Raw genomic sequence first — 24,928 nt, 5'->3', positions numbered from 1 at the left:
CGAGTCAAGCAACCTACCCAAGTGAGGGACCATGCGCTGCCCATTCTGCCGCCACCCCGATTCCCGTGTCGTCGATTCCCGCACGACCGATGACGGCGGGTCGATCCGCAGGCGCCGGCAGTGTCCGAAATGCGGGCGACGGTTCACCACGATCGAGGCGACCAGCCTATCGGTCATCAAGCGCTCGGGCGTGACCGAGGAGTTCTCCCGTCAGAAGGTCGTCGCAGGAGTCCGCAAGGCATGCCAAGGGCGGCCCGTGAGCGAAGACGACCTGGCGAAGCTCGCACAGCGCGTCGAGGAGAAGATCCGCTCCCGTGGAATCGCGGAGATCGAAGCCGATGAGGTGGGCCTGGCGATCCTGGAGCCCCTGAGGGAACTGGACAATGTCGCCTATCTGCGCTTCGCAAGTGTTTATAAGGGCTTCGACTCACTGGAGGACTTCGAAGCGGAGATCGCAGGGCTGCGCCACGATCATGAGCTGCGCTCGGCCGAGGGTGAACAGAGCGCGAATGCGGAAACATCCTGAAATGTATGTATGATGGTGCTGTGCACGTGACGTGCACCCGCCGCGGGCGGCATCGGAGGGGAAGCCGACGCCGCCCGCGGTTTTTCACGCCGCGAGCGCTGCGCTGGTGAAGCCGACTTCGTCGAGTACCGACTCAGCGGTGTCGAGGATGCCCAGTCGGGCAGTCGAGCGGCTCAGCGCGACATAGAGTTCGCCGACCCCGGAGACGTCTCCTGACGGGGCGATGAGTCCCGGTTCGACGATGACGACGGAATCGAACTCCAGTCCCTTGGCCGCGGTGGGGTCGAGGACCGCCACCGTATGGTCCAGGCCGCTGGTGCCCATCCCGTAGTCGAGTCCGCTGCCGGTGAGCGCCTCCTCGACCCGCCGCAGATGGACGGCAGGGACGATAAGAGCCACCTTGCCGCCGGATACGGCCGCTGTCTCGGCGGCGATGAGTTCGGGCAGACGATGGGCGATCGCCGCGATGTCGGGCAACCGCAGCCGCCATGGATCGGACTCACCCCGGCGAACCGGGGTGGGCAGGCTCAGCTGCGGGAAGAAGTGCCGCAGTAGCGCGTTTGCGGGTTCGAGGATCCGGCCCGGGGTGCGGTAGGAGACCGTGAGCTCGACGAGCTCGAAGCGCTTTCCCACATGGGGCGAGAGGACACTGCTCCAGGTCCGGTCGACGTCGACGTGTCTGGCCTGGGCCAGGTCGCCCACCAGAGTCGCCGATTTCGACGGCACACGGCGGAACAACAACCGCAGTTGCATGGGGGAGAGCTCCTGGGCCTCATCGGCCACCAGATGTCCGAAGGCCCATTCGCGGTCCTCGAGCGCGCGTTCGGCTACGGTGCCGCGGTCGGTGGACTCGCGCTGCCTGGCTGCCAGCTGGGACGCGGACAGCCAGGCGCCGGTGCCGGTGTTCTCCAGCACCGCGGCGGCGTATTCGTCCTCGTCCCCGCCACCGGTCCGCCGCGGAGGGGTATAAGTGCCGATGAGTTCCGCGATCTCGTCGAGCAGCGGTACGTCTTCGACGGTAATGGGTGCTCCCGATTCCCGACGGATCAGAGCCATTTCCGTGAGTTCGAGGATGCCGTCGGCGGCAGCGACGAGCTTCGCCGGTTTGCTCAGCAGCGCATCGAGCACCCCACGGGGCGTCAGGGGCAGCCAGCACAGGTTGATGGCGATCTTGACCGCCTGCGACATGCGCAGATCGTCGTAAATCTCCTGGCGCTTCTCCGCGCTCAACTCGCCCAGGGACTTCGGCGCGGCCAGCTGACCGGCCAGGGCGTCGACGACGGCGGAGGCGAAGACGTCACGGGACTCGTTGTGGTGGATCGAGTGGAAGCGGGCGGCGCGCATTGCCGAGCGGACGATCTTCGGCGTCAGCGACACCGACTTGCGCCCGACAGCCAGACGCTGTGGTTCGCGCGGGACGCGCTCATATCCCGCGACGGCGCGCTCGATGACCTCGACCATGCGCAGATCGCCTTTGACGCGCGAGGCCCTGGGCGCGTCCAGTAGTGTCGTGTCCACTCCGGGGTAGAGCTGGCCCGGGGTCAGGAGGACGGCGCCGGTCTCGCCCAGGCTGGGCAGGACCTGCTCGATGTAACGGAGGAACGTGGGGGAGGGGCCCACGATGAGCACGCCGGAGTTCTCGATCCGCTTGCGGTGCTGGTAGAGCAGATAAGCGGCGCGGTGCAGGGCGACGGCCGTCTTTCCCGTACCGGGGCCGCCCTGCACGACCACGACGCGGTCCAGCGGCTTGCGGATGATCGCATCCTGTTCGGCCTGGATCGTCGCGACGATATCGGACATGCGCCCGGTCCGGCCGGCTTCGAGCGCGGCGATCAGCGCACCCTCGCCCTGCAGGTGGGTGCCACCGGTGGCGGCCAGCGCTTGGGCGTTGAGGACATCGTCCTCGATGCTGACCACCCGTCGTGAGCGCGTGCCCAGGTGGCGGCGCAACACGATGTCTCCCGGGTCCACCGCGGTGGCCCGATAGAACGGCTCGCTGGCGGGTGCCCGCCAGTCCATCAGCAACTGTCGATGCTGGGCATCGGAGATACCGATGCGTCCGATATAGGTCGTCGTGGAATCGAGGGTGTCGATCCGGCCGAAGCACAGACCCTCCTCGGCTCCGCGCAACCGCAGCAGCTGGTCTTCGTACAGGGTGGCGAAGGCGTCGCGCTCACTGCGGTTCTGCCTATTGCCCCCGACCTCTGTGATGCGTACCTTGGCCAGTTCGCGCGTGGCCTCGGCCCGCAGTTCGTCGACCCGGGAGTACAGCTTGTCCAGATTGTGCTGTTCGAGCTCACGTTCGTTGTTTTCGCCCACCATTGCCCTTTCCAATCGGCCTACAAGTCTATCCTGTGGGTCAAGGGGGCGGTGGAGCGTTCCAACTGTTTCAGTTCGCCCTGTTTCAGTTCGCGCCGCAGTATCGGTCCAGGTCCCCTCCGGTGAGAACGGCGGCCTGGGCCGGCCCCCTGCGCAGGGCCTTGGCAATCGCGATCAGATCGGGTTCCTCCATGGTGGCCAGCGCCACTACGTTGCCCCACCTGCGGCCCCTGATCTGTCCGGGATCGGCTGCCAGTGCGACGTGGGCGAAGCGGGAGCGCATTCGCAGGACCTCGGAGCGCAGGGCATCGTGTGGGGGCCGGTCCGCGATGTTCGCCAGGTAGACGCCGGTCGGCTTGAGTGCGCGGGCGCATGCGGAGAAGAAGGCGTCGTCGGCCAGGGCAGGGGGTGTGGTGTCCCCTGCGAAGGCGTCTCGGACGACCACATCGAGGCTGCCGGGGGCGAACGTCGCGATCTCCGCGGCCCCGTCGCCCGGGCGCAGCGCCAGGCGGGGTGCCCGGGGCAGGTCGAACCATTCGCGGACCAGAGTCAGTAGTTTCGCATCGATGTCGACCGCCGTCTGCCTGGCCTGTGGATAACGGGCGGCGGCCCAACGCGGCAGGGCGCATGCGGCCGCGCCGATATGGACCATCCTGGGGTGGTCTGTGCCCAGTTGGACCTCCAGAATGCGCGACATCCAGTCGAGGTATTCGAAGTCGAGTCGGGTCGGCTCCCCGATGGTCACGGGTGAGGAGGGGACGCCGTTGACCCAGAGTACCCAGCTGTTGGGCTCGCCCGCGACCGGCTCAAGTCGCGCGGTACCGGTGTCGATGTCGAATTCTCTGATGTCCTGTGTCCGTGTGCGCTTGCGTCCCATGGGTGAAAGCCTACCGACCGTGTGGCACAGGTTGGTCGACCGGCGCATCAGCACCTGTGGACACCGGGCCGGGAATCCACAGGCCCTGGGAGGGCTATGGCCAGGCGGTGGCCGACGGGGGACGGTATGGGTATGGAAACCCATGATGCAGTCATCCGCAGCCAGGCCGATATCGTCGGCGCCATCCCCCACATCCTGGGCTACGAGCCGGAGGACAGCCTGGTTCTGGCCGCCGTCGTCGGCACGACGGGGCGCTCCCGACTGGGACCCGTGATGCGCCTGGATATGGACTTCGTCCAGGCCGACCGGATCCGCGGGCGGGACTACGGCCGGATCGTCGAACTGTTGGAATCGGGCCCGGACATCGTCGAGGTGATTCCCGTTCTGTTCAGCGAGGACGTGGCCCGGGCGTATGGCGGCGACGATGGGCCCTTGGAGTCTCCGAGGCTGTTCGCCCATTTCGCCCGTCCCATTCAGGGGCTGTGCGATGAGCTCGTGCGCTCCGGTTATGAGGTCTACTCACCCCTGTGGGTCGGGGCGGAGCACATCGGCTCGCTGCTCCCGCCGGGTATCCTGCAGACCCGGCAGGCGGCCCGCAGCAGTACGGCGGCAACCGAGATGATCGTACGCGGTTCCCAGGCGGGGCGGACCTTCGATGATGTCGTGGCCCTGCCGCCGCCGGATTCGGATCTGCTGGAGGACCTCGCACACTGGCGCGCGGTGCGGCCGGAACCACCGGAGCTGTTGGAGGCGCTGGTGGCACAATTGGGACGGCTGGCCACCGCCCTGGCGAAAGGGGGAGAAGTCCGGGAGCCGACCGGGTTCGTGTCCGCACAGGTGGTGTTGGCGGTCGAATGGATGGTTTCTACCAAGGTCACCCGTGACGGACTGGAGATGTTGCTGTGCCTGGACCACCCCGATCTGCCGGTGCAGGAGCTGGCGGGCCTGGACGGGGTCGAACTGCTGGCCCGCGGCCTACCCGTGTTCGCCTCTCACACGGCCGCTGCGCACCTGCCAGGGCTCTCAGCCCGAAAGCCCGACGCGGTACGGCTGTCAGCTGCGGTCGAAATCTTGCGGACGGTGCTGGTGCACTGTCGTGAATCCGCCGTCCCGCGGGTCCTGGGTGTCATCGCCTGGTTCGAATGGGCCAGGGGAGCAGGGTCCTTCGCAGACCACTATGCGGCCCTGGCGTTGCGGGCGGACCCGGGGGAATCCCTGGCCCGGTTGGTGTCCACTGCGGTCCAGGCCGGCCTGAGTCCGTGTTGGATGAGTCCGGGGAAGTGGAACCGTCGTATATGAGACTCCTCACATGCTGACTGGGGAGGAGTGTGGCAGGAGTCCCGGAAATCCGGGCGGAGCCGATTCGCGGGCGTGGGAATATCGTGGCAGAATGCGGTGTTGACCCGGTTGCGTCCCGCGACAGGCAGGCCTATGTCCAGAAGCCCCGCGGAACTCGACCAGGGTCTTCGTGTTTCCCGAACGCACAGGGACCGTCCGCAGAAAAGTTGAAAGGTGCACTCTTGCCGACCAAGAAGGATTCGAGCGCTGCAGCCGAAACCACCGCCACCGTGAAGGCGCCCGCAAAGAAGTCCACCACGACCAAGGCGGCGGGTACCGCAGAGAAGGCACCCGCAGCGAAGAAGACGACAACGCGCAGGACCACGACGAAGTCGACTGCGGGCAAGACCACGGCCAAGTCGACTGCGGGCAAGACCGCGGCCAAGTCGACTAAGACGACGACCAAGGCGAAGTCGACCACACGCAAGACCACCAAGACCGCAGCGGGGAAGTCCACGACCGCGAAGGGCGGCAGGGGGCGGCGTAAGAAGGACGATCTGGACTTGGTCGAGCTCGCTCCCACTGTCGAGGCGGAGCCGGAAGGTGTGCCCGACGAGAAGACCGAGACGAAGAACGCCGTCGAAGCACGACGCAATCAGTCGGTGAAGGACAAGGGCGGATTCGTCGTCTCCGACGCCGACGACGACGATCAGCCGGCCCAGCAGGTTGCCACGGCAGGGGCCACGGCGGACCCTGTCAAGGACTACCTCAAGCAGATCGGCAAGGTTGCGCTGCTCAATGCGGCGGAAGAGGTCGACCTGGCCAAGCGGATCGAAGCGGGAATGTACGCCGAGCATCTGCTGGGCGAGGGCAAGGTCACCGAGGCCCGCGATCAGCGCGACTACAAGTGGATCATCCACGACGGCCGGATCGCCAAGAACCACCTGCTGGAGGCCAATCTGCGACTGGTCGTTTCGCTGGCCAAACGCTATACGGGTCGCGGCATGCTGTTCCTGGATCTGATCCAGGAGGGCAATCTGGGCCTGATCCGCGCAGTGGAGAAGTTCGACTACACCAAGGGCTTCAAGTTCTCCACCTACGCCACCTGGTGGATCCGCCAGGCGATCACCCGTGCGATGGCCGATCAGGCCAGGACGATCCGCATCCCCGTGCACATGGTCGAGGTCATCAACAAGCTCGCCCGCGTGCAGCGTCAGATGCTGCAGGACCTGGGGCGCGAACCCACTCCCGAAGAGCTGGCCAAGGAACTCGATATGACGCCAGAACGCGTCGTCGAGGTGCAGAAGTACGGACGTGAGCCGATCTCATTACACACCCCGCTGGGTGAGGACGGCGATTCGGAGTTCGGCGATCTGATCGAGGACTCGGAGGCAGTGGTCCCCGCTGACTCGGTCAGCTTCACCCTGTTGCAGGAGCAGCTGCACTCGGTCCTGGACACGCTTTCCGAGCGCGAGGCCGGTGTCGTTTCGATGCGCTTCGGACTCAACGACGGGCAGCCCAAGACCCTCGACGAGATCGGCAAGGTCTACGGGGTGACCCGTGAGCGGATCCGCCAGATCGAGTCGAAGACCATGGCCAAGCTGCGCCACCCATCCCGCTCGCAGGTGCTGCGGGACTACCTGGACTGAGTGAGCCGGCGCACCGGCGATGCGGCCCCGGAACTTTCAGGAGTTCCGGGGCCGTCTGCTGTTCGGAGTCGAATTCAACGAGTCTGGATGACGGAGAACGCCGCGTTCTGATTGTCGATGAACTGTCCGATCCGTCCAAAGGCGGTATCCGCCGGCCGGGCCAACAGTGCACCGCCGGCCGACTCCACTAGGCGAGCTGTGTGGTCGACGTCGTCGACTGCGATGTAGCTGCGCCAATGGGAGGGGATACGGGCACCGGCGATGTCGAGCATCCCGGCCTGGGCCCCCGGGTCCGGCAACGAGATCTCCTGATACTTCGAACTGTTCGGATCCGATGAGGGCGTGAACGTCCAGCCAAAGACCGAGGAATAGAACGGGGCGACGGAGGCATCCTGGGTCTGAAGCTGGAAGAGCGCTGCCGCGCCCGGTCCGTGATAGCCGTCGAAGCCCAGATCATCGGGGTACTCCAGCACCCCGAAGCCGGTTCCGGTGGGATCTGCCAGCAGTGCGATGGTGGCGCCGTCGGTAGGTAGGGGCATGGCCGCGAAGACCTGGCCCTTGGCAGTCGTCGTCCGTTCGAGGAAATCGGCGGTGTCCGCGACCCTGAAGTACACGGACCAGAAGGCGGGCTGCCCCTCCGGGGCCTCACTCGGTTGCGGGCTGATGCCGGCGACCGGATGGCCCGCCACCTCGGCCCGGTGGCCCATGCCCATGATCCCCGGGATGGAGAATTCCCAGCCGAACACCGTGCCGTAGAAGTCGATTGCGGCCTGCGGGTCGGGCGCACTCAGCTCGATCCAGCATGGTTGATTGGGTAGCAGTGCCGGCATGGGTCATCCTCCAACGGTGTGGACACTCTGGCGGCGTCCAATTCAACTTTCCGGGCCAACTCTACCCGCGCTACCGGTCGGCCAGGAATTCCGCTGTGCCGGCGGTCAGGGCGTGTGCATAGCGCAGGCGCCCGGCCGCGGTGGTCATTGTCTTGGCCTCCTGTGGGTTGCGCATCTCCGCGCACTCGACGATGACGGCGGGAACTCGGGCGTTCTCCAGCCCGGCCAGATCCGTGCGGATCGATACGGCGTCCTTGCCATATGCCCGGTTGGGTGTGAATCCCTGGGCCTTGAGTGCCTTCACCATGGACGTCGCCAGCCGTCGGTTGGCCTTCGCATTCTTCCCCGACGGACTGGCGATGACGTGGAAGCCCTTCGTCCTGGTGGAGTCGCTGCCGTTGGCGTGCACGCTGACCAGCACATCGGCTCCATCGGCGAAACGGCCGCGGCGGTCCACGCAGGGTCCCACACCGGTGTCGTTCTTGCGTGAGAGCTTCACGGTCGCACCCGCATCGCGCAACTGGGTGCGTACGAGCTGCGCGACCTGCCAGTTGAATCGATGCTCGGAATAGCCGGCGTCGGTCGCGGTGCCGGTGGTATTGCACGGTTTCGTTCCCCCGCGTCCGTCGGGGACGGGGGCGTTGGCCCGCGCCGGGTGTTTGGCGTTACCGCCGTTGTGGCCGGGGTCCAGCGCCACCGTAGCCTGGTTCAGCGCCTCCCGCTGGGCCGCGGTGAGCTCGGAGTCGTTCGGACCCGGCACGGCCGTCGGGGCGGAGCCCGTGCGCGCACTCGGTCCGATGAGGCCCGTGCCGGAGCTGCTCGGGGAGGCGGTGGGCTCGGACGAGGTACCCGTCGGGCTGCAGGCTGAGGCCGTGAGGACCAGGGCCATAAGGGCGGCGGAGGTGATGAGTCGGCGCATGGTGTCATACTAGCGGGCCCGCTACGGGCTATCGAACACGTATACGTATAAAATGGGGGCACTGCTGTCAATGAGAGGGAAGACTGTGGCGACCAAAGCGGGGGAGTCCTACGGGGCCAGGCAGCTCCAGGTGCTTGAAGGCCTGGATGCGGTGCGCAAGCGTCCTGGCATGTACATCGGCTCAACGGACTCACGGGGTCTGATGCACTGCCTGTGGGAAATCATCGACAACTCCGTTGACGAGGCACTGGCCGGATACGGAACCGATATCGACATCACGCTGCATCCGGATTCCTCGGTCACGGTGGCCGACCACGGTAGGGGCATCCCGGTCGACGTCGAGCCGAAGACGGGCCTGAGCGGCGTGGAACTCGTGATGACGAAGCTGCATGCCGGCGGTAAGTTCGGCGGCGGTTCGTACGCCGCGGTCGGCGGACTGCACGGCGTGGGGGCTTCGGTCGTCAATGCCCTGTCCGCACGGCTGGACGTCCGTGTGACTCGTGGTTCGAAGGTGTACCAGTTGTCCTTCAAACGCGGCCACCCCGGCCGCTTCGAGGATTCCGCCGGAGTCTCGCCGGAGAACCCGTTCACCCCGTTCACCGGAGTTGCCGAACTCGCTGTGGTGGGCAAGGCCAAGCGCGGTGTCACGGGAACGGAGATCCGCTACTGGGCGGACCGGCAGATCTTCCTCGCCGATGCGGCCTTCGACTACACCGGCCTGATAGATCGTGCCAGGCAAACGGCATTCCTGGTCCCCGGGCTCCGCCTGCGGATCGTGGACCGGTCGGGCCGCGGAGTGGATGCCGAGGGTGTTCCGATCGCCGAACGCACAGAGGATTTCCGCTTCGACGGGGGCATTTCGGCATTCGTGGACTATCTGTCTCACGGTGCCGCACTGACCGATGTGTGGCGGCTGCAGGGCGAATCGACGTTCACCGAAACCGTGCCGGTGCTGGGTCCCGACGGCGATATGGTGTCCACCGACGTCGAAAGGGATGTGCGTGTGGACGTGGCGTTGCGCTGGTCGAACGACTACGACACCAGGGTCAAGAGCTTCGTCAACATCATCGCGACGCCGAAGGGCGGTACGCATGTGGCGGGGTTCGAGTCGGCCCTGCTGAAGACCGTGCGGAAAGCCGTCGAGGCCAATGCCCGCAAGCTCAAGGTCGGCAAGGACAAGGTGGAGAAGGACGACGTGCTGGCCGGACTGACCGCGGTCGTCACGGTAGCTCTGGCCGAGCCCCAGTTCGAGGGCCAGACCAAGGAGGTGCTGGGCACCGCCGCGGTCAGGCAGATCGTCGCGAAGACCGTCGAACGCGAACTGAGTGCGCTCTTGGATTCCACAAAGGGTCCTGAACGCAAGCAGGCGGGGACTCTGCTGGAGAAGGTGGTCGCAGAGATGAAGGCGCGGATCTCCGCGCGCACCCACAAGGAGAACCAACGCCGGAAGACGGCCCTGGAATCCTCATCCCTGCCGGCCAAGCTCTACGATTGCCGGGCCACCGATGTGAAGGCCTCGGAACTGTTCATCGTCGAGGGCGATTCCGCCATGGGAACGGCCAGGGCTGCCCGCAATTCGGAGAACCAGGCCCTGTTCCCGATCCGCGGCAAGATACTCAACGTCCAGAAGGCCAGCGTGGCCGATATGCTCGGCAATGCCGAATGCGCGGCGCTCATCCAGGTGGTGGGAGCCGGTTCGGGGCGCACCTTCGAACTTGCGCAGGCACGCTACGGCAAGGTCATCATCATGACGGATGCGGACGTCGACGGCGCGCACATCCGAACTCTGCTGCTGACGCTGTTCTTCCGCTATATGCGGCCGTTGGTCGAAGCCGGACGGGTGTTTGCGGCGGTACCTCCGCTGCACCGGGTCGAGATCGTCAACCGGGGCAAGGCCAACGATGTGGAGTACACGTATTCGGAGGCCGAACTACATTCGCTGATCAAGAAGCTCGACAAGCGGGGCAAGTCCTATAAGACACCGCAGCGCTATAAGGGCCTGGGGGAAATGGACGCCGACCAACTGGCGGAGACCACGATGGAGCCCCAGCATCGGCTGCTGCGCCGGGTGACGATGGCCGATGCGGAAGCCGCGGAGAAGACCTTCGGACTGCTGATGGGCTCCGAGGTCGCACCGCGCAAGCAGTTCATCGTCTCCGGTGCCGCAGTGCTCGACGCCGAGCGCATCGACGCCTGATCCGACTCAGACCCCGGCGGTGGAAGCGCGCAGCCTGCGCACCCTGATCAGGGTCAGGGCATCGCTGGTCTCACCGGGGTGGACTCCCGCGGTCAGGTCGATCGCTTCGGCCAGGACCTCGTCGCCGACCAATGCCCTGGCTCTGTCGTCTGCCATCAACTCGATGAGAGTGGAGACCGCCGACAGCGCGGTAGCCGTGGCGGGCAGCAGGGGCAGGGCGCGGTGCCAGGCCGCAAAGGGCATGACGAACAGATCGTGGTGGTAGCGCAGATGTGACATCTCGTGGGCGACCACGGCGTGGCGTTGTGCATCGTCGAGCCGTTCGATCAGCCCGGTGGACAGGACCGTGGTGCCCTCGCCCGGCACGCAGTACGCCATGGGGACGTCCGAGCGCAACACTCGGGTTCCGGGGTCCCGGGTGGAGGGACTGGTCAACAGTCCGACGAGGTCGGCGTGTTTGCGGCGGGCCCGCCTGCCGTTGACGTACTGGGTCGCAAGACAGTACAGGAGTCGGGTCAGGATGCCCAGGGCCAGCAGGAGGAGCAGCCACTGCCACCAGGACAGGGAGGCGATGATGTGGCTGTCGGTCAGCCCGTCCGAGGTGGCCTGGCGCAGTGTGTGCAGCGAGGGGGCCAGGGCGAGCATGGAAACGGCCGCGATGAGCGAGATGCCACCGGAGAGCCCCAACAACTGCCAGAGGGCCATAAGCACGGCTGGCCGATGGGCCAGCGTGGCGCGCGCCATGGCACTGGGAAACGGCCATGCCAGGGCAATGGCCAGAACGGCCAGGCAGATGCCGATGATGGTAAAGGTCATCATGGGATGTGCCTGGCCTTCGACCGGTGCGGAATGCGGGTGTTCAGGAAGCCGCGCTGTTGGCCAACAGCTGTGTGAGGAACTTGGTGTCCGAGGGGGACACGGTACCCAGGAAGCGGGCGAGGACCGCCTGGCGGTTCGGGGCCTGCTCGAGGACTTCGTTCATCAGGTCGGCCATGTGCTCTTCGGGCGTCGAGGTGGAGGAGTACAGGTGCGGGCGCGAATTGGTGGTGCGCTGCACAAAACCCTTCTTCTCCAGGCGGGTCAGCACTGTGTGCACGGTGGTAAGCGCGAGACCACGATCGGACAGTGCGGACCGCAGATCCGCCGCTGACATGCCGGCCGGACTGTCCCATAGACAGTCCATCACGCTACGTTCCAATTCACCGAGACTTGCCACTTGCGATGCCGTCCTTTCCCCACGGTGCCGCGGAGACATCCGCTAAGCATCTACCCATTGTAGTCGGGCGGTGTCCGGTTTCCAAGCGCACAATGCTACGCCTGTCAAGTTTCACTACGTGCGGTAGAACCTCGGAGGTGCCGGCAGGGGGCTGTGGAAGTGTCCTGGCGCGCACAATGTGAGGAAAGTTACCCTGAAGCGAGCGCTCCCGATGTGCCCGACGTCGGGGCAGCGACTATTCTACGGAGTGTAGAAATACGTGCGCCGCATTGCCGTCGTCAGGGCATCACCGTCGCGGCGCCGAAAGGAACGGCTTATCGTGGACCCTGTACTCGTAGGCAGATGGCAGTTCGGCATCACGACCGTCTACCACTTCTGGATGGTTCCCCTGACACTCGGTCTGGGCTTGCTCGTCGCGATCCTGCAGACCATGTACCACCGCACCGGGAACGAGGCGTGGCTGCGCGCCACCAAGTTCTGGGGCAAGCTCTACCTGATCAACTTCATCATGGGCGTGGCCACCGGCATCGTGCAGGAATTCCAGTTCGGCATGGCCTGGAGTGAGTACTCCCGCTATGTGGGCGACGTCTTCGGTGCGCCACTGGCGATGGAAGCACTCGTCGCCTTCTTCCTGGAATCGACCATGCTGGGCCTGTGGATCTTCGGGTGGAACCGGCTGGGCCGCAAACTCCACCTGGGCGTGCTCTGGGCCGCGGTCATCGGCTCCTGGCTCTCCGCCTACTTCATCATCGTCGCCAATTCGTGGATGCAGCACCCGGTGGGCGTCGAGGTCGTCGACGGACGGCCCAAGATGACCGATGTCTGGGCCGTGCTGACCAACAACACGGCGCTGGCGGCCTACGCCCACACCCTGTGCGGCGCCGTGGCAGTGGGTGCGGCCTTCCTGCTGGGCATCTCCTGGTACCACCTGTGGCGCCGCCGCCACGATGGGATCGACACCGTCGACGCCTCTGGGCATGTGGTCGTGGGAGCCGCTACCGACGTTCCCGGCCGGGACAAGACGGACTACCGGGTCTGGATCACCTCCTTGCGCATCGGTGCCTGGGCGGCCATCATCGCCTTCGCCGGGGTCGCATTGACCGGTGATATCCAGGGCAAACTGATGTACCATCAACAGCCGATGAAGATGGCCTCGGCCGAGGCCGCCTGTCATGATGGCACGACCTTCTCCGTGCTCACCGTCGGGGACCTCAACTCGAACAAGTGCGAGGACGTCACCCCGCTCATCGAGATCCCGGGCCTGCTGTCCTTCCTGGCCCATAGCAATTTCACCTCGGATGTGCCCGGCGTGAACTCGCTGATCCCCGAATACCAGGACAAGTACGGGACCACCCTGCCCCAGGACGCCAAGTACGGAGATCACTCCGGCCAGCAGGTGAACTACCAGCCGCTGATGATTGTCACCTATTGGGGCTTCCGCCTGATGATCGGCTTCGGAGGCCTGGCCTTCCTCGGTGCGGCCTACGCCCTGTGGGCCACCCGCAAGGGCACGGTGCCCGACGGCTGGTTCTGGCACCGCCTGGCACTCTGGGGGATCGCCGCGCCCTTCATCGCCAACTCCGCCGGCTGGGTGTTCACCGAAATGGGCCGCCAACCCTTCGTCGTCGCACCGAACCCGGACAACCCGGCGGGGGCGGATTCCGTCATGCTGTTCACCGCAGCCGCCTCGAGTCCCTCGGTCTCTGCCGGTGAGATGTTGTTCTCGCTCATCAGCCTGACCCTGCTCTACGGGGTGCTGATGGTCTTCGAACTGCGATTGCTCATCAAATACATCCGCGGCGGGGTGGCCTCGGCGATGCCGGAACTCGACACCGTCAACGTCAAACCCACCGTCGAATCCAAGAATGACGACGTCCTGTCGTTCGCCTACTGAGGGAGCTGGAGATGGAATTCCTTCCGACAATCTGGTTCGCCCTGATCGCAGTCCTGTGGTTCGGCTACCTCTTCCTCGAGGGGTTCGACCTGGGCGTGGGCATGTTGCTCAAGGGCTTCGCCCGCGATGAGCGCGAACGCCGTGTGCTGCTCAACAGCATCGGCCCGGTCTGGGATGGCAACCAGGTGTGGTTGCTGACTGCGGGTGGCGCGACCTTCGCGGCCTTCCCCCTGTGGTACGCCAGTCTGTTCTCCGCGCTCTACCTGCCGCTGACCCTGGCCCTGTTGGGCCTGATCGTGCGCGCCGTCGCAATCGAATACCGGGGCAAGGGCCACAGCGAGGCATGGCGCACCGGATGGACCTGGTGCCTGGCCGCGGGCTCCACGGTCGCGGCCTTCTGTGTCGGCGCGATGCTGGCCGTGACCACCACCGGACTGCCCCTGAACGCCAACGGGGACGATACCGGTGGACCCTTCTCCTGGCTCAATGTCTACGCGGTGGTCGGTGGCCTGGGCGTCGTGGGCTTCTCGCTGCTGCACGGACTCGTGTGGATCGCGTTGAAGACCGACGGACCGCTGCGTCTGCGCGCCCGTGCGCTGGCCGGGACCTGGGGTCCCGTGTGCGCGGTGCCACTGGTCGCATGGGCGGTCATAGTGCAGGTCAAGTCCGGCACTCCGCTGAGCTGGATCCTGCTGGTCGTGGCCGCGTTGGGCCTGGCCGCCGCTTGGTGGGCGGTGCGTCTGGGCCGGGAACTGTCGGCGTTCGTCTGCCAGGGACTGTTCCTCGCAGCCGGGGTCGCCGCGATCTTCACCGCGGTGTTCCCCGTCGTACTCCCATCGACAGTCGACCCCCGGTTCGACCTGACTGCCGGCTCGGCGTCCTCCTCGCCGTACACCCTGGCGGTGATGTTGGTTGTGGCCGCGGTGTTCGTCCCGATCGTGTTGATCTACCAGAGCTGGTCCTACAGCCATTGGACCACCCGGCTGACCGCAGCGCACATTCCGGAGGCCCATCTGGTCCCCGTGGCGATCAGGGGCGCGGGCGCTACGGCGCAGCCGGCTGCTGGTGCGCTCCGACTGTTGGCCGCGGACACCGACGGAAAGCACTGAGCCAATGAGCTCCGCCTCGCCCCTGGCCCCCGCCCGCTCCACCGCCGGCGGGGCCAGGGCGCTCTACCTGCTCGGGTTGTTGTCCGTTCTCAAGGCCGTGGGCCTCGTGTTGGTGGCGGAGGCGATTGCACGCTCGGTGATCGGTCTGGCCGCCGGATCCGTCGACCCCGAACCGGTCTGGTTGGGTGCTGTCGGCGCGCTGATCCGCGGTGTGGCGCTCTGGCTGACCCGCGTCGTCGGAGCCCGCGCAGCGGTGGCTGCGAAAGCGGAGCTGCGCGCGGGTCTGCTGCGGCGGGCGACCGCCGGGACGGGGGACGACCAACGACTGTCCGACGGGGCGCTGGCGGTGACCGCCACCCGGTCCCTCGACGACTTGGACGACTACTTCACCTCCGTGCTACCCGCGCTGACGGGGTCTCTGGCCATTCCACTGCTCATCGGTGTGCGCATCCTGCTGGCCGACTGGGTCTCGGCGGCGGTCCTCCTGGTGACCCTGCCACTGGTGCCCGTGTTCATGGTCCTCATCGGAAAATACACGGCTGATCGCGTCTCGGATGCGACCCATGCGCTCGATCAGCTCTCGACCCACCTGGTCGAACTGGCGCGGGGCCTGCCGGTACTCATCGGGCTGGGCCGGGCCAATGCGCAGGAGCGGGCACTGCGCAGGGTCTCCGAGGACTACCGGGCGACCACGATGCAGACGCTGCGGGTCGCCTTCCTGTCGGCCCTGGCCCTCGAACTGATCGCGACGATCTCCGTGGCCCTTGTAGCCGTCTTCATCGGAGTCCGACTGGTCGCCGGTGAGATGGAGCTCGCGGACGGCCTGCTGGCGCTCATCCTGGCACCCGAGTGCTTCCTCCCGCTGCGCCAGCTGGGCGCGGCCTTCCACGCCTCGGAGAACGGACTGGCAGCCTACCACCGGACCCGGGAACTGACGGACCAGCCGGTGGTCGAGCCGTGTGGCGCACCGGCCGCCGGCGCGGATACGGCATTGGAAATCCGGTCGCTCACGGTGACCTATCCCGGCCGGCCCCGGCCCGTGTGCGCCCCGGTGGACCTGTCGGTCCCCGGACCGGGGCTGACGGTTCTGGCGGGGGAGTCGGGCAGCGGCAAGACCACCCTGTTGGGTGTGCTCGGCGGCGGTGTTCGCGCTCAGGACGGGGTCGAGATCTCAGGTCGGATCACCGGGGTGCCGCGGCGGATCGCCCAGGCGGTTCAGACCCCCCGTACCTATGCGGACACGGTGGGTGGGGAACTGGCTCTGTACTGTGCCCCGGAGTGGGCCGGGGAGGTGCCGGCCGAACGAATCGAGTGGCTGAGCCAACGTGCGCTGGAACGGGCCGGGCTCGACGTCGAACCCGGCCGTGCCTGCGCTGCCCTGAGCCCGGGAGAGCTGCGCCGTCTGGCGCTGGCCCGCGCCTTCGCCCAGGTCGAGCTGGGCGCGGACCTGTTGTTGCTCGACGAACCGACGGCACACCTCGACGCGAACAGCGCCGGGCGGGTCAGGAGGAGCGTCGAGGAGATCGCGCTGACCATCCCCGTCATCGTGGCCAGCCATGATCGTAAGCTTCTGGCGTGCGGGCAGCGCGTCGAGCTGCACCCCGCCGATCCCACTGGGCATATGGGGTGGAGTGGCTCAGCGGGAACCGTCTCCGGCGAAGTGGCCACTGTGGCTCCGAGCGTCGCCGTTCGGGTTCCTCTGCCGGCTGTGGAGACAGCCCCTGGGACGCACCGGGAATCTGCCGGGGAGCCGACCACGGCCGAGTCCGCCGTGCCCGAGGTGCCGCTCGAGCGTTTGCTCGCCCGCCTGGCGCGGGTCGCGAACGTGGGCAGCGGCCGGTTCTGGTTGGCCGCCCTGTGCGGTGTCTGCGCCATCGCCGCGGGCTCCGCCCTGACCGGTGTCTCGGCCTGGCTGATCGTCTACGCGGCGGATCGTCCGCCCATCATGTATCTGATGGTTGCGATCGTCGGCGTCCGTTTCTTCGGCCTGTCACGTTCGGCATTCACCTATGCCAAACAGCTCAACCTGCACGATGCGGTCCTGGCCGGGCTCGGAGCCTTGCGCGTGCGCATCTGGCACGGCTTCGCCGGCAGGGGCACCGCCGACAGGTCGCTGTTACGCGGGGACATCGCGCTGCGGCGGTTGGTCGGCGATGTGGACGATGTCCGCGACTTGGCACCGCGGGTGGTCCTGCCGCCGCTGGTCGCACTGGTCGTCGCAGTGGCCGCCGTCGTCGCCCTGCTGCTCATCAGCCCGCACGCCGGCCTGATCGCCTGCCTCGGGCTGGTGTGCATGCTCGTGTTCGCCCCCGCGATCACCCTGTGGGCGGACCGCCGTGCCAGTCGAGCGCGTCTGCGCATCCGGTCGGCAGTGCTCCAGCGGGTTACCTCCCTGCTCGCAGCCCGCGCGGACCTGCGGGCCGGTGGTGTGGCCGAGCGGGCAGTCGAGCGCGTCCTCGCGGAGGATCACAGAGCCCGCGCGGCAGAGGTCAGGGCGGTTCGCGCGACCGGACTCGGGGAGGGGCTGGTGACAGCGGCGGGCGTGGCGACGAGCGTTGCCATGATCGCCGGTCTGGGACCGGATGTGGCAGCGGGCGCCCTGAGCCCGGCACTGTTCGCCGTGACCGTGCTGCTGCCCTTGTCGCTCATCGACTGTGCGCTCGAGGCCCTGAGCGCCATTCAGCAGTGGCCGGCTCTGGCGGCCGGTCTGGCCGGTCTGGAGGAATTGGACGGCCGGCCGGTGGAGGAGGATCCACCAGAAAGCCGTCCGGAGAGCCTCGGCCGGCACTTGGAGCTGGACGATATCAGCACGTCGTGGGGCGCGACCGAGGTGTTCGAACACCTGAACCTGCAGGCCCGTCCCGGTCGGTGGACTGCCCTGACCGGTCCGTCCGGCTCGGGTAAGACGACGGCCCTCTCGGTCATCCTGAGATTTCTCGACCCCACGGCCGGACGCTACCGGATCGACGGCCTCGACGCCCTGCGATTGGATGCCCGGGAACTCTCGGGGACCATCGCATGGTGCCCGCAGGAAGCGCACGTCTTCGATTCCAGCCTGCGCGCGAACCTGTTGTTGGCCCGTCCGGTGGAACAGGCCCCCGATGACGACCGGCTGCGGGAAGTGCTGGCCGGAGTCGGCCTGACGGATCTGGTGGACCAGATCGGGTTGGACGGGCGCATCGGGTCTGCGGGCTCGGCCCTCTCCGGCGGTCAGCGACAGCGTCTGGCGGTGGCGCGCACCCTGCTCACCGGAGCTCCGGTCGTCGTGCTCGACGAACCCACTGCACACCTGGATGCGGCGACCTCTGCAACGGTACTGAAGGACCTGCGTGAGAGCCTGGCCGAGCGCACTGTCATCGACGTCACGCACGACCCGACCGAGATCGCAGCCGAGGACCTGGTGGTGCGGCTGCCCGCCCGCGCTTAGTCCTTCTTCGGTCCGAACATGATGTCATCCCAGCTGGGGATCGAGGAACGGCCCTTGCGCCGCACCTCACCCGTCCCCGGCTCATCGGCGGAGGCGCCGGTGGTGGAATCGTCCTTCCGCCCGTCGTCGGCCGGCAGGGGCAGAACCCCGTCGTCGGCTGCGTCGTCGGGGCGGGAGAGCGCGGTGTGCGCCCCGTCGGGTGCATCGGGGCCGGTCGGCTCATCGGGCACGGAGCGCAATCGCCCCTGCGCCTCCGTCGGCTGTGCGGCCGCCTTGGCGCGGCGCTTGCGCAAGCTCTCGAGGATCCGACCGGTCTCGGCCTGATTGTCCAGGGTCTCCCTGGTCAGGATCGGCTCCGTTGGGATCGCGGTGTACTCCGGCCGCAGGCGTTGCTGTCCGCGCTGCTCGACGGGGGCCTCGGCGCCGGGTCGGTCGGCTTGGAACGAACCGAGGGTCGGAATCGGCCCGGAATCGGTCGGCCCGGAGTCCGAGAGCCAGCCGGCCTCCTCATCGAGGGGGGTGACGGTTCCCCGTTCGTACTTCCACGCTGCACTCAGCGCAGTCTCTGCTGCGGTGAAGGACAGCTGTATGTGCCAGCTGCCCCCGGAGTTCTTCCAGGCGTCCCACCGGAGGGAGTCGGATGGGACCTCGCGCAGGGCGAGGCGTTCGGCGGCCAGCTCGGCCAAGGGCTTGGGTCCGCCATCGGAGCCGGTGTCGGGATAGATCGGCACCTGGCCGGCCAAATGGGCGATATGTGCGCGCTCGGCCAGGACCGGATGCTCATAACGGCGGACGTACTCGAGATCGGCTCCGGTGGCCTCCACCACGTCTTCGGCGCTCATACCCGAACGCACGAGCGCCTGGATGTTGCGCGGCCGGACCGGTTCACCGGCCTTGGCCCCGGCCAACTGGGCCCTGGCCCGTCCGATCAGCGCGTAGAGTTCATCGGTGAGTTCGAGCCGGTATTCGCCGCCCGCGTCGTCGGTCAGGATGATGGCACGACCGCTTGACGCGATGGCGTGCAGTGTCAAATCGGTCATATGGGTACCTTTCCTTCCATCTCCAAGAGTGTCATGTGTCCGGCGGATCCGCGCGGCATTCGCCGGGCGAGTCGCCGATCGGCCCGATCGATCACGTTTCGGGACGCCGCGTTCCACACCTGGTCGTCGAGCGCGGTGACCGGGTGCGCTGGGTACAGTAGGGGTATGACCGAATCCTTACTGAGTCCCTACGACGCCGTTGTACTGGTGTCCTTCGGAGGGCCCGAGAAGCCCGACGACGTCCTCCCGTTCCTCAAGAACGTGACCCGTGGTCGGGGAATTCCCGATGCGCGGCTGGAGGTCGTGGGAGCGCATTACTACGGATTCGGCGGTAAGTCGCCGATCAACGACCAGAATCGGGCCCTGTTGGCTGCGCTGCGGGCCGAACTGGACTCCCGCTCCATCTCCACTCCGCTATTGTGGGGCAACCGGAATTGGGAGCCGTATCTGCCCGATGCGCTGCGCGAACACTCGCGGGCCACCGGCGCGAAGCGCTACCTGGCGATTCTGACCAGTGCATACTCCTCCTATTCGAGCGTCTGGCAGTACTACGACTACTTCGCCAAGACCCGCGAGGAACTGGCCTCCGAGGGCATCGAGGTCGAGATCGACGCGATTCGCCAATACTTCAACCATCCCGGTTTCGCCGACACCGAGGTCGACATCGTGCGCTCGGGGTTGGCCGCTCTGGACCGGCAGGTGGGCGGACTCGACCCGCAGCACCACCGCCTGCTCTACGTCACGCACTCGATCCCCGACCCGATGGAGGCCGAATCGGAGACCCGGTCGCACGGCTATCTGCATCAGCACGAGGAGCTCATCGACTACGTGGCCGAACAGCTGTCCGACGAATTGACGCTGCCGACCGAGCTGGTCTTCTGTTCGCGTTCCGGCGCCCCCGGCAGCCCGTGGCTGGAACCCGATATCAACGATCGGCTGCGCGAGCTCTCCGCACAGGGCGTCACCGGCGTCGTAGCGGTGCCGATCGGCTTCGTGTCCGACCATATGGAGGTCAAATACGACCTCGACACGGAGGCCGCCCAGACCGCTGCGGAGTTGGGCCTGGACTACCACCGTGCTGCCACGGTCTCGACCTCTCCCGGGTTCGTTGCGGGCCTGGTCGACCTGCTGGAGGAGCGCGCGGCCCAGGCCTCGGGGAAGAGCCCGGAAAGGCCTGCCGTGACTCCACAGGGTCCATTGGACGGCGGTGACGGCGAGCCCTGGCGCGCAGCCTGAAGAGGGCATCGGAAAGCGAGGGGGCCGGTCCCGCACCTTGAGTGCGGGACCGGCCCCCTCGCATTTTGTCGATCAGGCCTCTTCGACAATGGGGATCGCACCCGTTTCGACGGCCAGCACGTGGCGCATCTGCGAGGTGTCGACATCGTTGTCATCGGCCAGGCCGACGAGGGACCCGAGTTCTTCGAGCAGGGCCTCGGCCTTGAAATCGTCGTCGGCGGCGCGGGCGTCCGCGAGCATCTGGCGTAGATCGGTTACCCTGTTGTCGAGTTCGGTTTCGAATTGGCTCATCGTCACTCCTTTCAGGGTCGGATACCCCGGCCGGGGTATCCGGAGGCAGGGCGGAAATCGCCGGTTCGGCGATGTCCTCCAGTCTAGAAACCGCGCTTGCGAATACTCTGTGAGCAACGTCATATATCGGATGGGCATAAATTTTTGCGCAAAGTGTTCGAACGGTAGACAATGCTTGAGACGTCGAAACGATATCCCTTGTATGTACACCAAATGAACTCGCGGAGTGTGGTCTCTTATGGCAACAGATTACGATCAGCCTCGGAAGCAGGACGAGGACGTCAACAGTGATTCGCTAGAGGAGCTGAAGGCGCAGCGCAATCAGAAGCAGGCCAGCCAGGTCGATGAGGACGAGACCGCGGTAGCCGACAGCTACGAGCTGCCGGGTGCCGACCTGTCCAACGAGGAACTCTCGGTGCGTGTTCTGCCGAAGCAGAACGACGAATTCACCTGCATGGAGTGCTTCCTGGTGCGGCATCGTTCGCAGCTGGCCAGTGACGATGGCGGTGTGCTCGTGTGCACCGACTGCGCCGGCTGAGCCGATACCGGAACGATATGGTCCGTTCCATGGATGTGTAAAGGAGCCCGGATCCCCGCAGGGGGATCCGGGCTCCTTGTCCATGTCCCCGATGCTCTCAGGCGGTCGGCGATCCGGAGTTGATTGCGGCGGCCAAGGCCTCCGGATCACGACTGGAGACGATCCAGTACGGCGTCGGGTCCGCCGGATCATCCAGTTCCACGCGAACCGCGGTGCGGATCCAAGGGCGGATGAAGATGAATGCGCGCGCGTCCAGACCGGGGCCACACTCCCACCTGGTCTTCTCCCGGTCCAGGGCGGTGGCCGTGCCCACCAACCTGCGGTCGATATGGGCGGGGCCCGCGTACAGCGCATCCGGGGTGACGATCACCGTCGGCGAGAGCCGGGCCAGTCCGAAGAAGACCAGGATGCAGATGACGATGGGCACCAGGAGCCCGCCCAGGGGCCAGACCGGCAGGACGATGAGTGAGGTCATGCCGGAAATCAGCGCCGCGACGATCCACCAGGTCACAGGTGGGAAGGCACGGTCACGATACAGGACGCCGGAGGCGGACGTGGGAACGTTTGACATACGTCGATTCTCCCACATCGGTCCTTCCGGGCTTGGGCACAGGCAGCGGCGGCGGTAGAGTGGCCAGCCGTGGAACACGTTACGAACGTCATGCTCAAGCAGATCGACAAGGGTCTGCCCTGCCCCGCATACGAACACGTCGGCGATGCGGGCGCCGACCTATATTCGACGGAGGACTTCACCCTGCAGCCGTTTGAGCGGCGCACGGTGGGAACGGGCATCGCGATCGCGTTGCCCGCCGGGCTGGCCGGTTTCGTCCACCCGCGCTCGGGACTGTCGTCGAAGCGGGGCGTGACGGTCGTCAATTCCCCCGGCACGATCGACTCCGGTTATCGCGGCGAGATCAAGGTGCCGCTGATCAATCTGGACCCGGTGGAGGCCGTGAGCATCACCCGCGGCGATCGCATCGCCCAGCTGGTGGTCCAGCCCGTCGTCCGCGTCGACTTCACCCCGGTCGACTGCCTGGACGATTCCCAGCGCGGTACCGGCGGTTTCGGTTCCACCGGCGGATTCGATATGGGAGACTGAAAAGCGGACCGCACCGGTCCGCAGGCGAGGAAAGAAGGACGCAGTGGGACTCTTCGATCGGTTCCGGAAGAAGCACGAGGAATCGCAGGAGCCGTCGAACGCGGCGGCGGGGGCACAGGAGGCGGATGACACCGCGGGGTCGTCCGAGCCGGTCCCGGCAGAGCAGGAGACCCCTGCGGAGGACGAGGAGTTCGCCAAGCAGGCTCCGCGCGACCGGTCCGAGAACGGGCCGTGGGACGCCGCAGAGGATGCCCTGGACGGCAATCGGATCGATTTGGGCGCCCTACGGATCCCGGTGGTCGACGGACTGCAGTTCCAGCTGGAGACCGCCGAGGACGAGCAGACGATCATGGCGGCTTCGGTTGTCTACGGTGAGGGCAAGATGCAACTGCAGGCCTTTGCCGCGCCCAAGACCGAAGGGCTGTGGGGCGAGGTCAGGGCTTCACTGATCGAGGGCATCACGGCCTCGGGCGGTAAGGCCAGGGAGGCGTTCGGCGAGCACGGCTACGAGATCGTCGCGGGTGTGCCTGTGGCCGACCGCTCCGGACGGGCGCATCTGCATCCGGCCCGGTTCCTGGGAGTCGACGGGCCCCGCTGGTTCCTGCGCGCAGTGCTCACCGACGCTGCGGCGACCGATGACGAGGCGGCCGAGCTGTTCCTCAAGATCTTCCGCGGCACCATCGTCGAGCGTGGCGACCAGGCGATGCCCCCGCGCGAGGTGCTGCTCCTGTCGGCCCCCAGGGTCGACGACGGTGAGGGTGAGGTACAGGACGCCGATGAGGACCCCAATCCGTTCGCCCGCGGTCCCGAGATCGCCGAGGTCAGATGACCCCTGGGCGGTCTGGCGACACTTCGATCGCCGGGCTGCGGGACAGACAGCGGGCCACGGTGATCGGCGATATCGTCGCCGTCACCCGGTCGGTGCCCGGCTCGCGCCCGCGCCTGGATCTCGACGTCGACGACGGGACGGGAACCGTGGCCGTGCGGTTCCTCGGCCAACGTGAGGTGCCGGGGCTGTTCCCCGGGCGGCGGGTGGTCATCACCGGTCGTTTCGCCGATGTGGGCGCCGGCGGTCTCATCGTGTTCAATCCCGTATATCGTCTGCTGAACCGGTCAGCAGCCCCAGCAGAGGGGCCTCATCGTCGGGTGGGCAGACGAAGAACAACTCATCACCGGTGACCAGCTGAACGTCGGGTCCAGGGACGATGGCCTTGGAACTGCGCACGATAGCCACGAGTGCGGTGTCCCCGGGCCAGCGCAGCTGCCCGATCCGCTGCCCCGCCACCGGGTCGGTGGTGGCGACGGTGAATTCCATCAGCCCGGTCCGGCCCCGGTCCAGGTTCATCAACCGCACCAGTCCGCCCACCTCGACGGCCTCCTCGACCAATGCTGTCATCAGCCGTGGAGTGGATACCGCCACATCGACGCCCCAGTTGTCGTCGAACAGCCATTCATTGCGGGGATTGTTCACCCGGGCCACGGTGCGCGGCACCGCGAATTCCGTCTTCGCCAGCAGGCTGAGAACCAGATTCGTCTTATCGTCGCCGGTTGCGGCGACCACCACATCGGCGGTGTCGAGCCGGGCTTCGGACAGCCCGGTCAGTTCACAGGCGTCCGAGCGCAGCCAGGTGGCACCTGGCACCCGGTCGCGGCGGATGGCATCCTTGTTCCGGTCGATCAGCTGGACCTCGTGGTGTTTTTCCAGCAGCTCTCTGGCCACCGACCGACCGACCGAGCCGGCGCCGGCAATCACAACGCGCATCGTCTTCCCCTTGTTTCGGCGGAGCGCTCACGGCGCACCGTCACTCCTCGTCGTCTCGCGGTGGGCGGTCCAGTACCCGGGTGATCTCCGGCAGCCCGGAGCGTTCACAGCTCAGATGCACCTGATCGCCCTGCTGGACCAGATCGTCGGGTCCCGGCAGCATTCCATCGCCGAGGCGTGTGACGAAAGCCACCCGTGCCCGCACGGCGGTTTCGATCTCCTTGAATGGTCGGGCGACCCAGGCCGGGTGCAGATGCACCTGGGCGATCACGATGCGCCCCGAGGGGTCGCGGTACTCGCTGACCGAGTCGGAGGGGATGAGGCGGCGCATCATCTGATCGGCCGTCCACCGAACGGTGGCGACGGTGGGGATGCCCAGGCGCTCGAACACCTGGGCGCGGTGCGGATCGTAGATCCGGGCCGCCACATTGGCCACTCCGAATGTCTCCCTGGCCACCCGGGCGGCCAGGATATTCGAGTTGTCCCCGCTGGAGACGGCCGCGAAGGCGTATGCATCGCCGGTGCGCGCACGCGAGAGGGCGTCGCGGTCGAAACCGATCCCTGTGACGGTTGAGCCGGAGAAGTCCTTGCCCAAGCGCGTGAAGGCATCGGGGTCACGGTCCACCACGGCCACCGTATGGCCGTTCTTGTCCAGGGTGCGCGCCAGCAGCGCCCCGACCCGCCCGCATCCCATGATGACGAAGTGCACGAGGTCCCTCCA

Annotated in this window: 22 protein-coding genes; 11 read left to right on the top strand and 11 right to left on the bottom strand. The window is 66.7% G+C overall.

Annotation, left to right across the window (positions count from 1 at the left end):
- Positions 1-31 precede the first annotated feature (31 nt).
- Complete coding sequence (nrdR, locus tag NQ036_RS01945) at positions 32-526, top strand: transcriptional regulator NrdR (RefSeq protein ID WP_257046553.1); 495 nt, start codon at positions 32-34, stop codon at positions 524-526.
- A gap of 84 nt (positions 527-610) precedes the next feature.
- Here the strand turns inward: nrdR and NQ036_RS01940 are convergent, their stop codons facing one another.
- Both NQ036_RS01940 and NQ036_RS01935 read right to left on the bottom strand, forming a co-directional pair.
- Positions 611-2,848, bottom strand: a complete 2,238-nt coding sequence (locus tag NQ036_RS01940) for a UvrD-helicase domain-containing protein (protein WP_257056883.1) — start codon at positions 2,846-2,848, stop codon at positions 611-613.
- An 82-nt stretch (positions 2,849-2,930) separates the two neighbouring features.
- Positions 2,931-3,722 (bottom strand): spermidine synthase, encoded by a 792-nt coding sequence (locus NQ036_RS01935; protein ID WP_257046551.1) that lies wholly within the window; start codon positions 3,720-3,722, stop codon positions 2,931-2,933.
- A gap of 132 nt (positions 3,723-3,854) precedes the next feature.
- On the opposite strand from NQ036_RS01935, the gene NQ036_RS01930 reads away from it, so the two are divergent.
- Entirely contained in the window at positions 3,855-5,021 is a 1,167-nt protein-coding gene (locus NQ036_RS01930; protein ID WP_257046550.1) for a DUF4192 domain-containing protein, read from the top strand.
- Between the two features lie 206 nt (positions 5,022-5,227).
- Entirely contained in the window at positions 5,228-6,649 is a 1,422-nt protein-coding gene (locus NQ036_RS01925; RefSeq protein ID WP_373456789.1) for an RNA polymerase sigma factor, read from the top strand.
- A 74-nt stretch (positions 6,650-6,723) separates the two neighbouring features.
- Here NQ036_RS01925 and NQ036_RS01920 read toward each other — a convergent pair whose 3' ends face one another.
- Together NQ036_RS01920 and NQ036_RS01915 are read right to left on the bottom strand one after the other, a co-directional pair.
- Complete coding sequence (locus tag NQ036_RS01920; RefSeq protein ID WP_257046548.1) at positions 6,724-7,479, bottom strand: VOC family protein; 756 nt, start codon at positions 7,477-7,479, stop codon at positions 6,724-6,726.
- Between the two features lie 70 nt (positions 7,480-7,549).
- Positions 7,550-8,398 (bottom strand): N-acetylmuramoyl-L-alanine amidase, encoded by an 849-nt coding sequence (locus tag NQ036_RS01915; RefSeq protein ID WP_257046547.1) that lies wholly within the window; start codon positions 8,396-8,398, stop codon positions 7,550-7,552.
- Positions 8,399-8,468: 70 nt separating this feature from the next.
- On the opposite strand from NQ036_RS01915, the gene NQ036_RS01910 reads away from it, so the two are divergent.
- On the top strand, positions 8,469-10,595 hold the full coding sequence (locus NQ036_RS01910; protein ID WP_257056882.1) for a type IIA DNA topoisomerase subunit B: 2,127 nt from the start codon (positions 8,469-8,471) through the stop codon (positions 10,593-10,595).
- Positions 10,596-10,601: 6 nt separating this feature from the next.
- Here NQ036_RS01910 and NQ036_RS01905 read toward each other — a convergent pair whose 3' ends face one another.
- Entirely contained in the window at positions 10,602-11,414 is an 813-nt protein-coding gene (locus NQ036_RS01905) for a M56 family metallopeptidase (RefSeq protein ID WP_257046545.1), read from the bottom strand.
- 40 nt (positions 11,415-11,454) lie between these two features.
- Entirely contained in the window at positions 11,455-11,850 is a 396-nt protein-coding gene (locus tag NQ036_RS01900; RefSeq protein ID WP_306427798.1) for a BlaI/MecI/CopY family transcriptional regulator, read from the bottom strand.
- Between the two features lie 280 nt (positions 11,851-12,130).
- On the opposite strand from NQ036_RS01900, the gene NQ036_RS01895 reads away from it, so the two are divergent.
- Genes NQ036_RS01895 through cydD form a run of 3 tightly spaced genes read left to right on the top strand, consistent with a single transcriptional unit; the run spans position 12,131 to position 18,241 of the window.
- Positions 12,131-13,705: a cytochrome ubiquinol oxidase subunit I gene (locus tag NQ036_RS01895; RefSeq protein WP_257046543.1), complete on the top strand. Its 1,575-nt coding sequence runs from the start codon at positions 12,131-12,133 to the stop codon at positions 13,703-13,705.
- A gap of 11 nt (positions 13,706-13,716) precedes the next feature.
- Positions 13,717-14,814, top strand: coding sequence for a cytochrome d ubiquinol oxidase subunit II (gene cydB, locus NQ036_RS01890; RefSeq protein WP_257046542.1), 1,098 nt, complete (start codon positions 13,717-13,719; stop codon positions 14,812-14,814).
- Positions 14,815-14,818: 4 nt separating this feature from the next.
- Positions 14,819-18,241: a thiol reductant ABC exporter subunit CydD gene (gene cydD / locus NQ036_RS01885; RefSeq protein ID WP_257046541.1), complete on the top strand. Its 3,423-nt coding sequence runs from the start codon at positions 14,819-14,821 to the stop codon at positions 18,239-18,241.
- Here the strand turns inward: cydD and sepH are convergent.
- Positions 18,238-19,281 carry a septation protein SepH gene (gene sepH / locus NQ036_RS01880; protein WP_257046540.1) on the bottom strand — a complete coding sequence of 348 codons (1,044 nt, stop codon included), beginning with the start codon at positions 19,279-19,281 and terminating at the stop codon, positions 18,238-18,240. The genes cydD and sepH overlap by 4 nt on opposite strands.
- 165 nt (positions 19,282-19,446) lie before the next feature.
- Here sepH and NQ036_RS01875 point away from each other — a divergent pair, with 165 nt between their 5' ends.
- On the top strand, positions 19,447-20,517 hold the full coding sequence (locus tag NQ036_RS01875; protein ID WP_257046539.1) for a ferrochelatase: 1,071 nt from the start codon (positions 19,447-19,449) through the stop codon (positions 20,515-20,517).
- Between the two features lie 72 nt (positions 20,518-20,589).
- Here the strand turns inward: NQ036_RS01875 and NQ036_RS01870 are convergent, their stop codons facing one another.
- Complete coding sequence (locus NQ036_RS01870; protein ID WP_257046538.1) at positions 20,590-20,808, bottom strand: hypothetical protein; 219 nt, start codon at positions 20,806-20,808, stop codon at positions 20,590-20,592.
- A 238-nt stretch (positions 20,809-21,046) separates the two neighbouring features.
- On the opposite strand from NQ036_RS01870, the gene NQ036_RS01865 reads away from it, so the two are divergent.
- Entirely contained in the window at positions 21,047-21,346 is a 300-nt protein-coding gene (locus NQ036_RS01865) for a DUF4193 domain-containing protein (RefSeq protein ID WP_257046537.1), read from the top strand.
- A 97-nt stretch (positions 21,347-21,443) separates the two neighbouring features.
- Here NQ036_RS01865 and NQ036_RS01860 read toward each other — a convergent pair whose 3' ends face one another.
- The gene (locus NQ036_RS01860) at positions 21,444-21,917 is read right to left on the bottom strand and encodes a DUF3093 domain-containing protein (RefSeq protein ID WP_257046536.1); all 474 of its coding nucleotides are present in this window, start codon (positions 21,915-21,917) and stop codon (positions 21,444-21,446) included.
- 90 nt (positions 21,918-22,007) lie between these two features.
- Between NQ036_RS01860 and dut the strand changes: the two genes are divergently transcribed.
- Positions 22,008-22,445 carry a dUTP diphosphatase gene (gene dut, locus NQ036_RS01855; protein WP_257046653.1) on the top strand — a complete coding sequence of 146 codons (438 nt, stop codon included), beginning with the start codon at positions 22,008-22,010 and terminating at the stop codon, positions 22,443-22,445.
- Between the two features lie 43 nt (positions 22,446-22,488).
- Positions 22,489-23,274: a DUF3710 domain-containing protein gene (locus NQ036_RS01850; protein ID WP_257046535.1), complete on the top strand. Its 786-nt coding sequence runs from the start codon at positions 22,489-22,491 to the stop codon at positions 23,272-23,274.
- Between the two features lie 255 nt (positions 23,275-23,529).
- Here NQ036_RS01850 and NQ036_RS01845 read toward each other — a convergent pair whose 3' ends face one another.
- On the bottom strand, positions 23,530-24,207 hold the full coding sequence (locus NQ036_RS01845; protein ID WP_257046534.1) for a TrkA family potassium uptake protein: 678 nt from the start codon (positions 24,205-24,207) through the stop codon (positions 23,530-23,532).
- 40 nt (positions 24,208-24,247) lie between these two features.
- On the bottom strand, positions 24,248-24,916 hold the full coding sequence (locus tag NQ036_RS01840; RefSeq protein WP_257046533.1) for a TrkA family potassium uptake protein: 669 nt from the start codon (positions 24,914-24,916) through the stop codon (positions 24,248-24,250).
- Positions 24,917-24,928 lie beyond the last annotated feature (12 nt).

It is taken from the genome of Brevibacterium sp. 91QC2O2 (genome assembly GCF_024580695.1).
Classification (GTDB): domain Bacteria; phylum Actinomycetota; class Actinomycetes; order Actinomycetales; family Brevibacteriaceae; genus Brevibacterium; species Brevibacterium moorei.
This window is presented reverse-complemented; position numbering and strand designations above follow the sequence as displayed.

Bases quoted from the DNA above. Each gene is read 5' to 3' on its own strand.
- NQ036_RS01910 (WP_257056882.1), top strand. From the start codon at position 8,469: ATGAGAGGGAAGACTGTGGCGACCAAAGCGGGGGAGTCCTACGGGGCC.
- NQ036_RS01900 (WP_306427798.1), bottom strand. From the start codon at position 11,850: ATGTCTCCGCGGCACCGTGGGGAAAGGACGGCATCGCAAGTGGCAAGT.
- cydD (WP_257046541.1), top strand. From the start codon at position 14,819: ATGAGCTCCGCCTCGCCCCTGGCCCCCGCCCGCTCCACCGCCGGCGGG.
- NQ036_RS01905 (WP_257046545.1), bottom strand. From the start codon at position 11,414: ATGATGACCTTTACCATCATCGGCATCTGCCTGGCCGTTCTGGCCATT.
- NQ036_RS01930 (WP_257046550.1), top strand. From the start codon at position 3,855: ATGGAAACCCATGATGCAGTCATCCGCAGCCAGGCCGATATCGTCGGC.
- NQ036_RS01915 (WP_257046547.1), bottom strand. From the start codon at position 8,398: ATGCGCCGACTCATCACCTCCGCCGCCCTTATGGCCCTGGTCCTCACG.
- NQ036_RS01860 (WP_257046536.1), bottom strand. From the start codon at position 21,917: ATGTCAAACGTTCCCACGTCCGCCTCCGGCGTCCTGTATCGTGACCGT.
- NQ036_RS01920 (WP_257046548.1), bottom strand. From the start codon at position 7,479: ATGCCGGCACTGCTACCCAATCAACCATGCTGGATCGAGCTGAGTGCG.
- NQ036_RS01870 (WP_257046538.1), bottom strand. From the start codon at position 20,808: ATGAGCCAATTCGAAACCGAACTCGACAACAGGGTAACCGATCTACGC.
- NQ036_RS01940 (WP_257056883.1), bottom strand. From the start codon at position 2,848: ATGGTGGGCGAAAACAACGAACGTGAGCTCGAACAGCACAATCTGGAC.
- nrdR (WP_257046553.1), top strand. From the start codon at position 32: ATGCGCTGCCCATTCTGCCGCCACCCCGATTCCCGTGTCGTCGATTCC.
- cydB (WP_257046542.1), top strand. From the start codon at position 13,717: ATGGAATTCCTTCCGACAATCTGGTTCGCCCTGATCGCAGTCCTGTGG.
- NQ036_RS01875 (WP_257046539.1), top strand. From the start codon at position 19,447: ATGACCGAATCCTTACTGAGTCCCTACGACGCCGTTGTACTGGTGTCC.
- NQ036_RS01865 (WP_257046537.1), top strand. From the start codon at position 21,047: ATGGCAACAGATTACGATCAGCCTCGGAAGCAGGACGAGGACGTCAAC.
- dut (WP_257046653.1), top strand. From the start codon at position 22,008: ATGCTCAAGCAGATCGACAAGGGTCTGCCCTGCCCCGCATACGAACAC.
- sepH (WP_257046540.1), bottom strand. From the start codon at position 19,281: ATGACCGATTTGACACTGCACGCCATCGCGTCAAGCGGTCGTGCCATC.
- NQ036_RS01845 (WP_257046534.1), bottom strand. From the start codon at position 24,207: ATGCGCGTTGTGATTGCCGGCGCCGGCTCGGTCGGTCGGTCGGTGGCC.
- NQ036_RS01935 (WP_257046551.1), bottom strand. From the start codon at position 3,722: ATGGGACGCAAGCGCACACGGACACAGGACATCAGAGAATTCGACATC.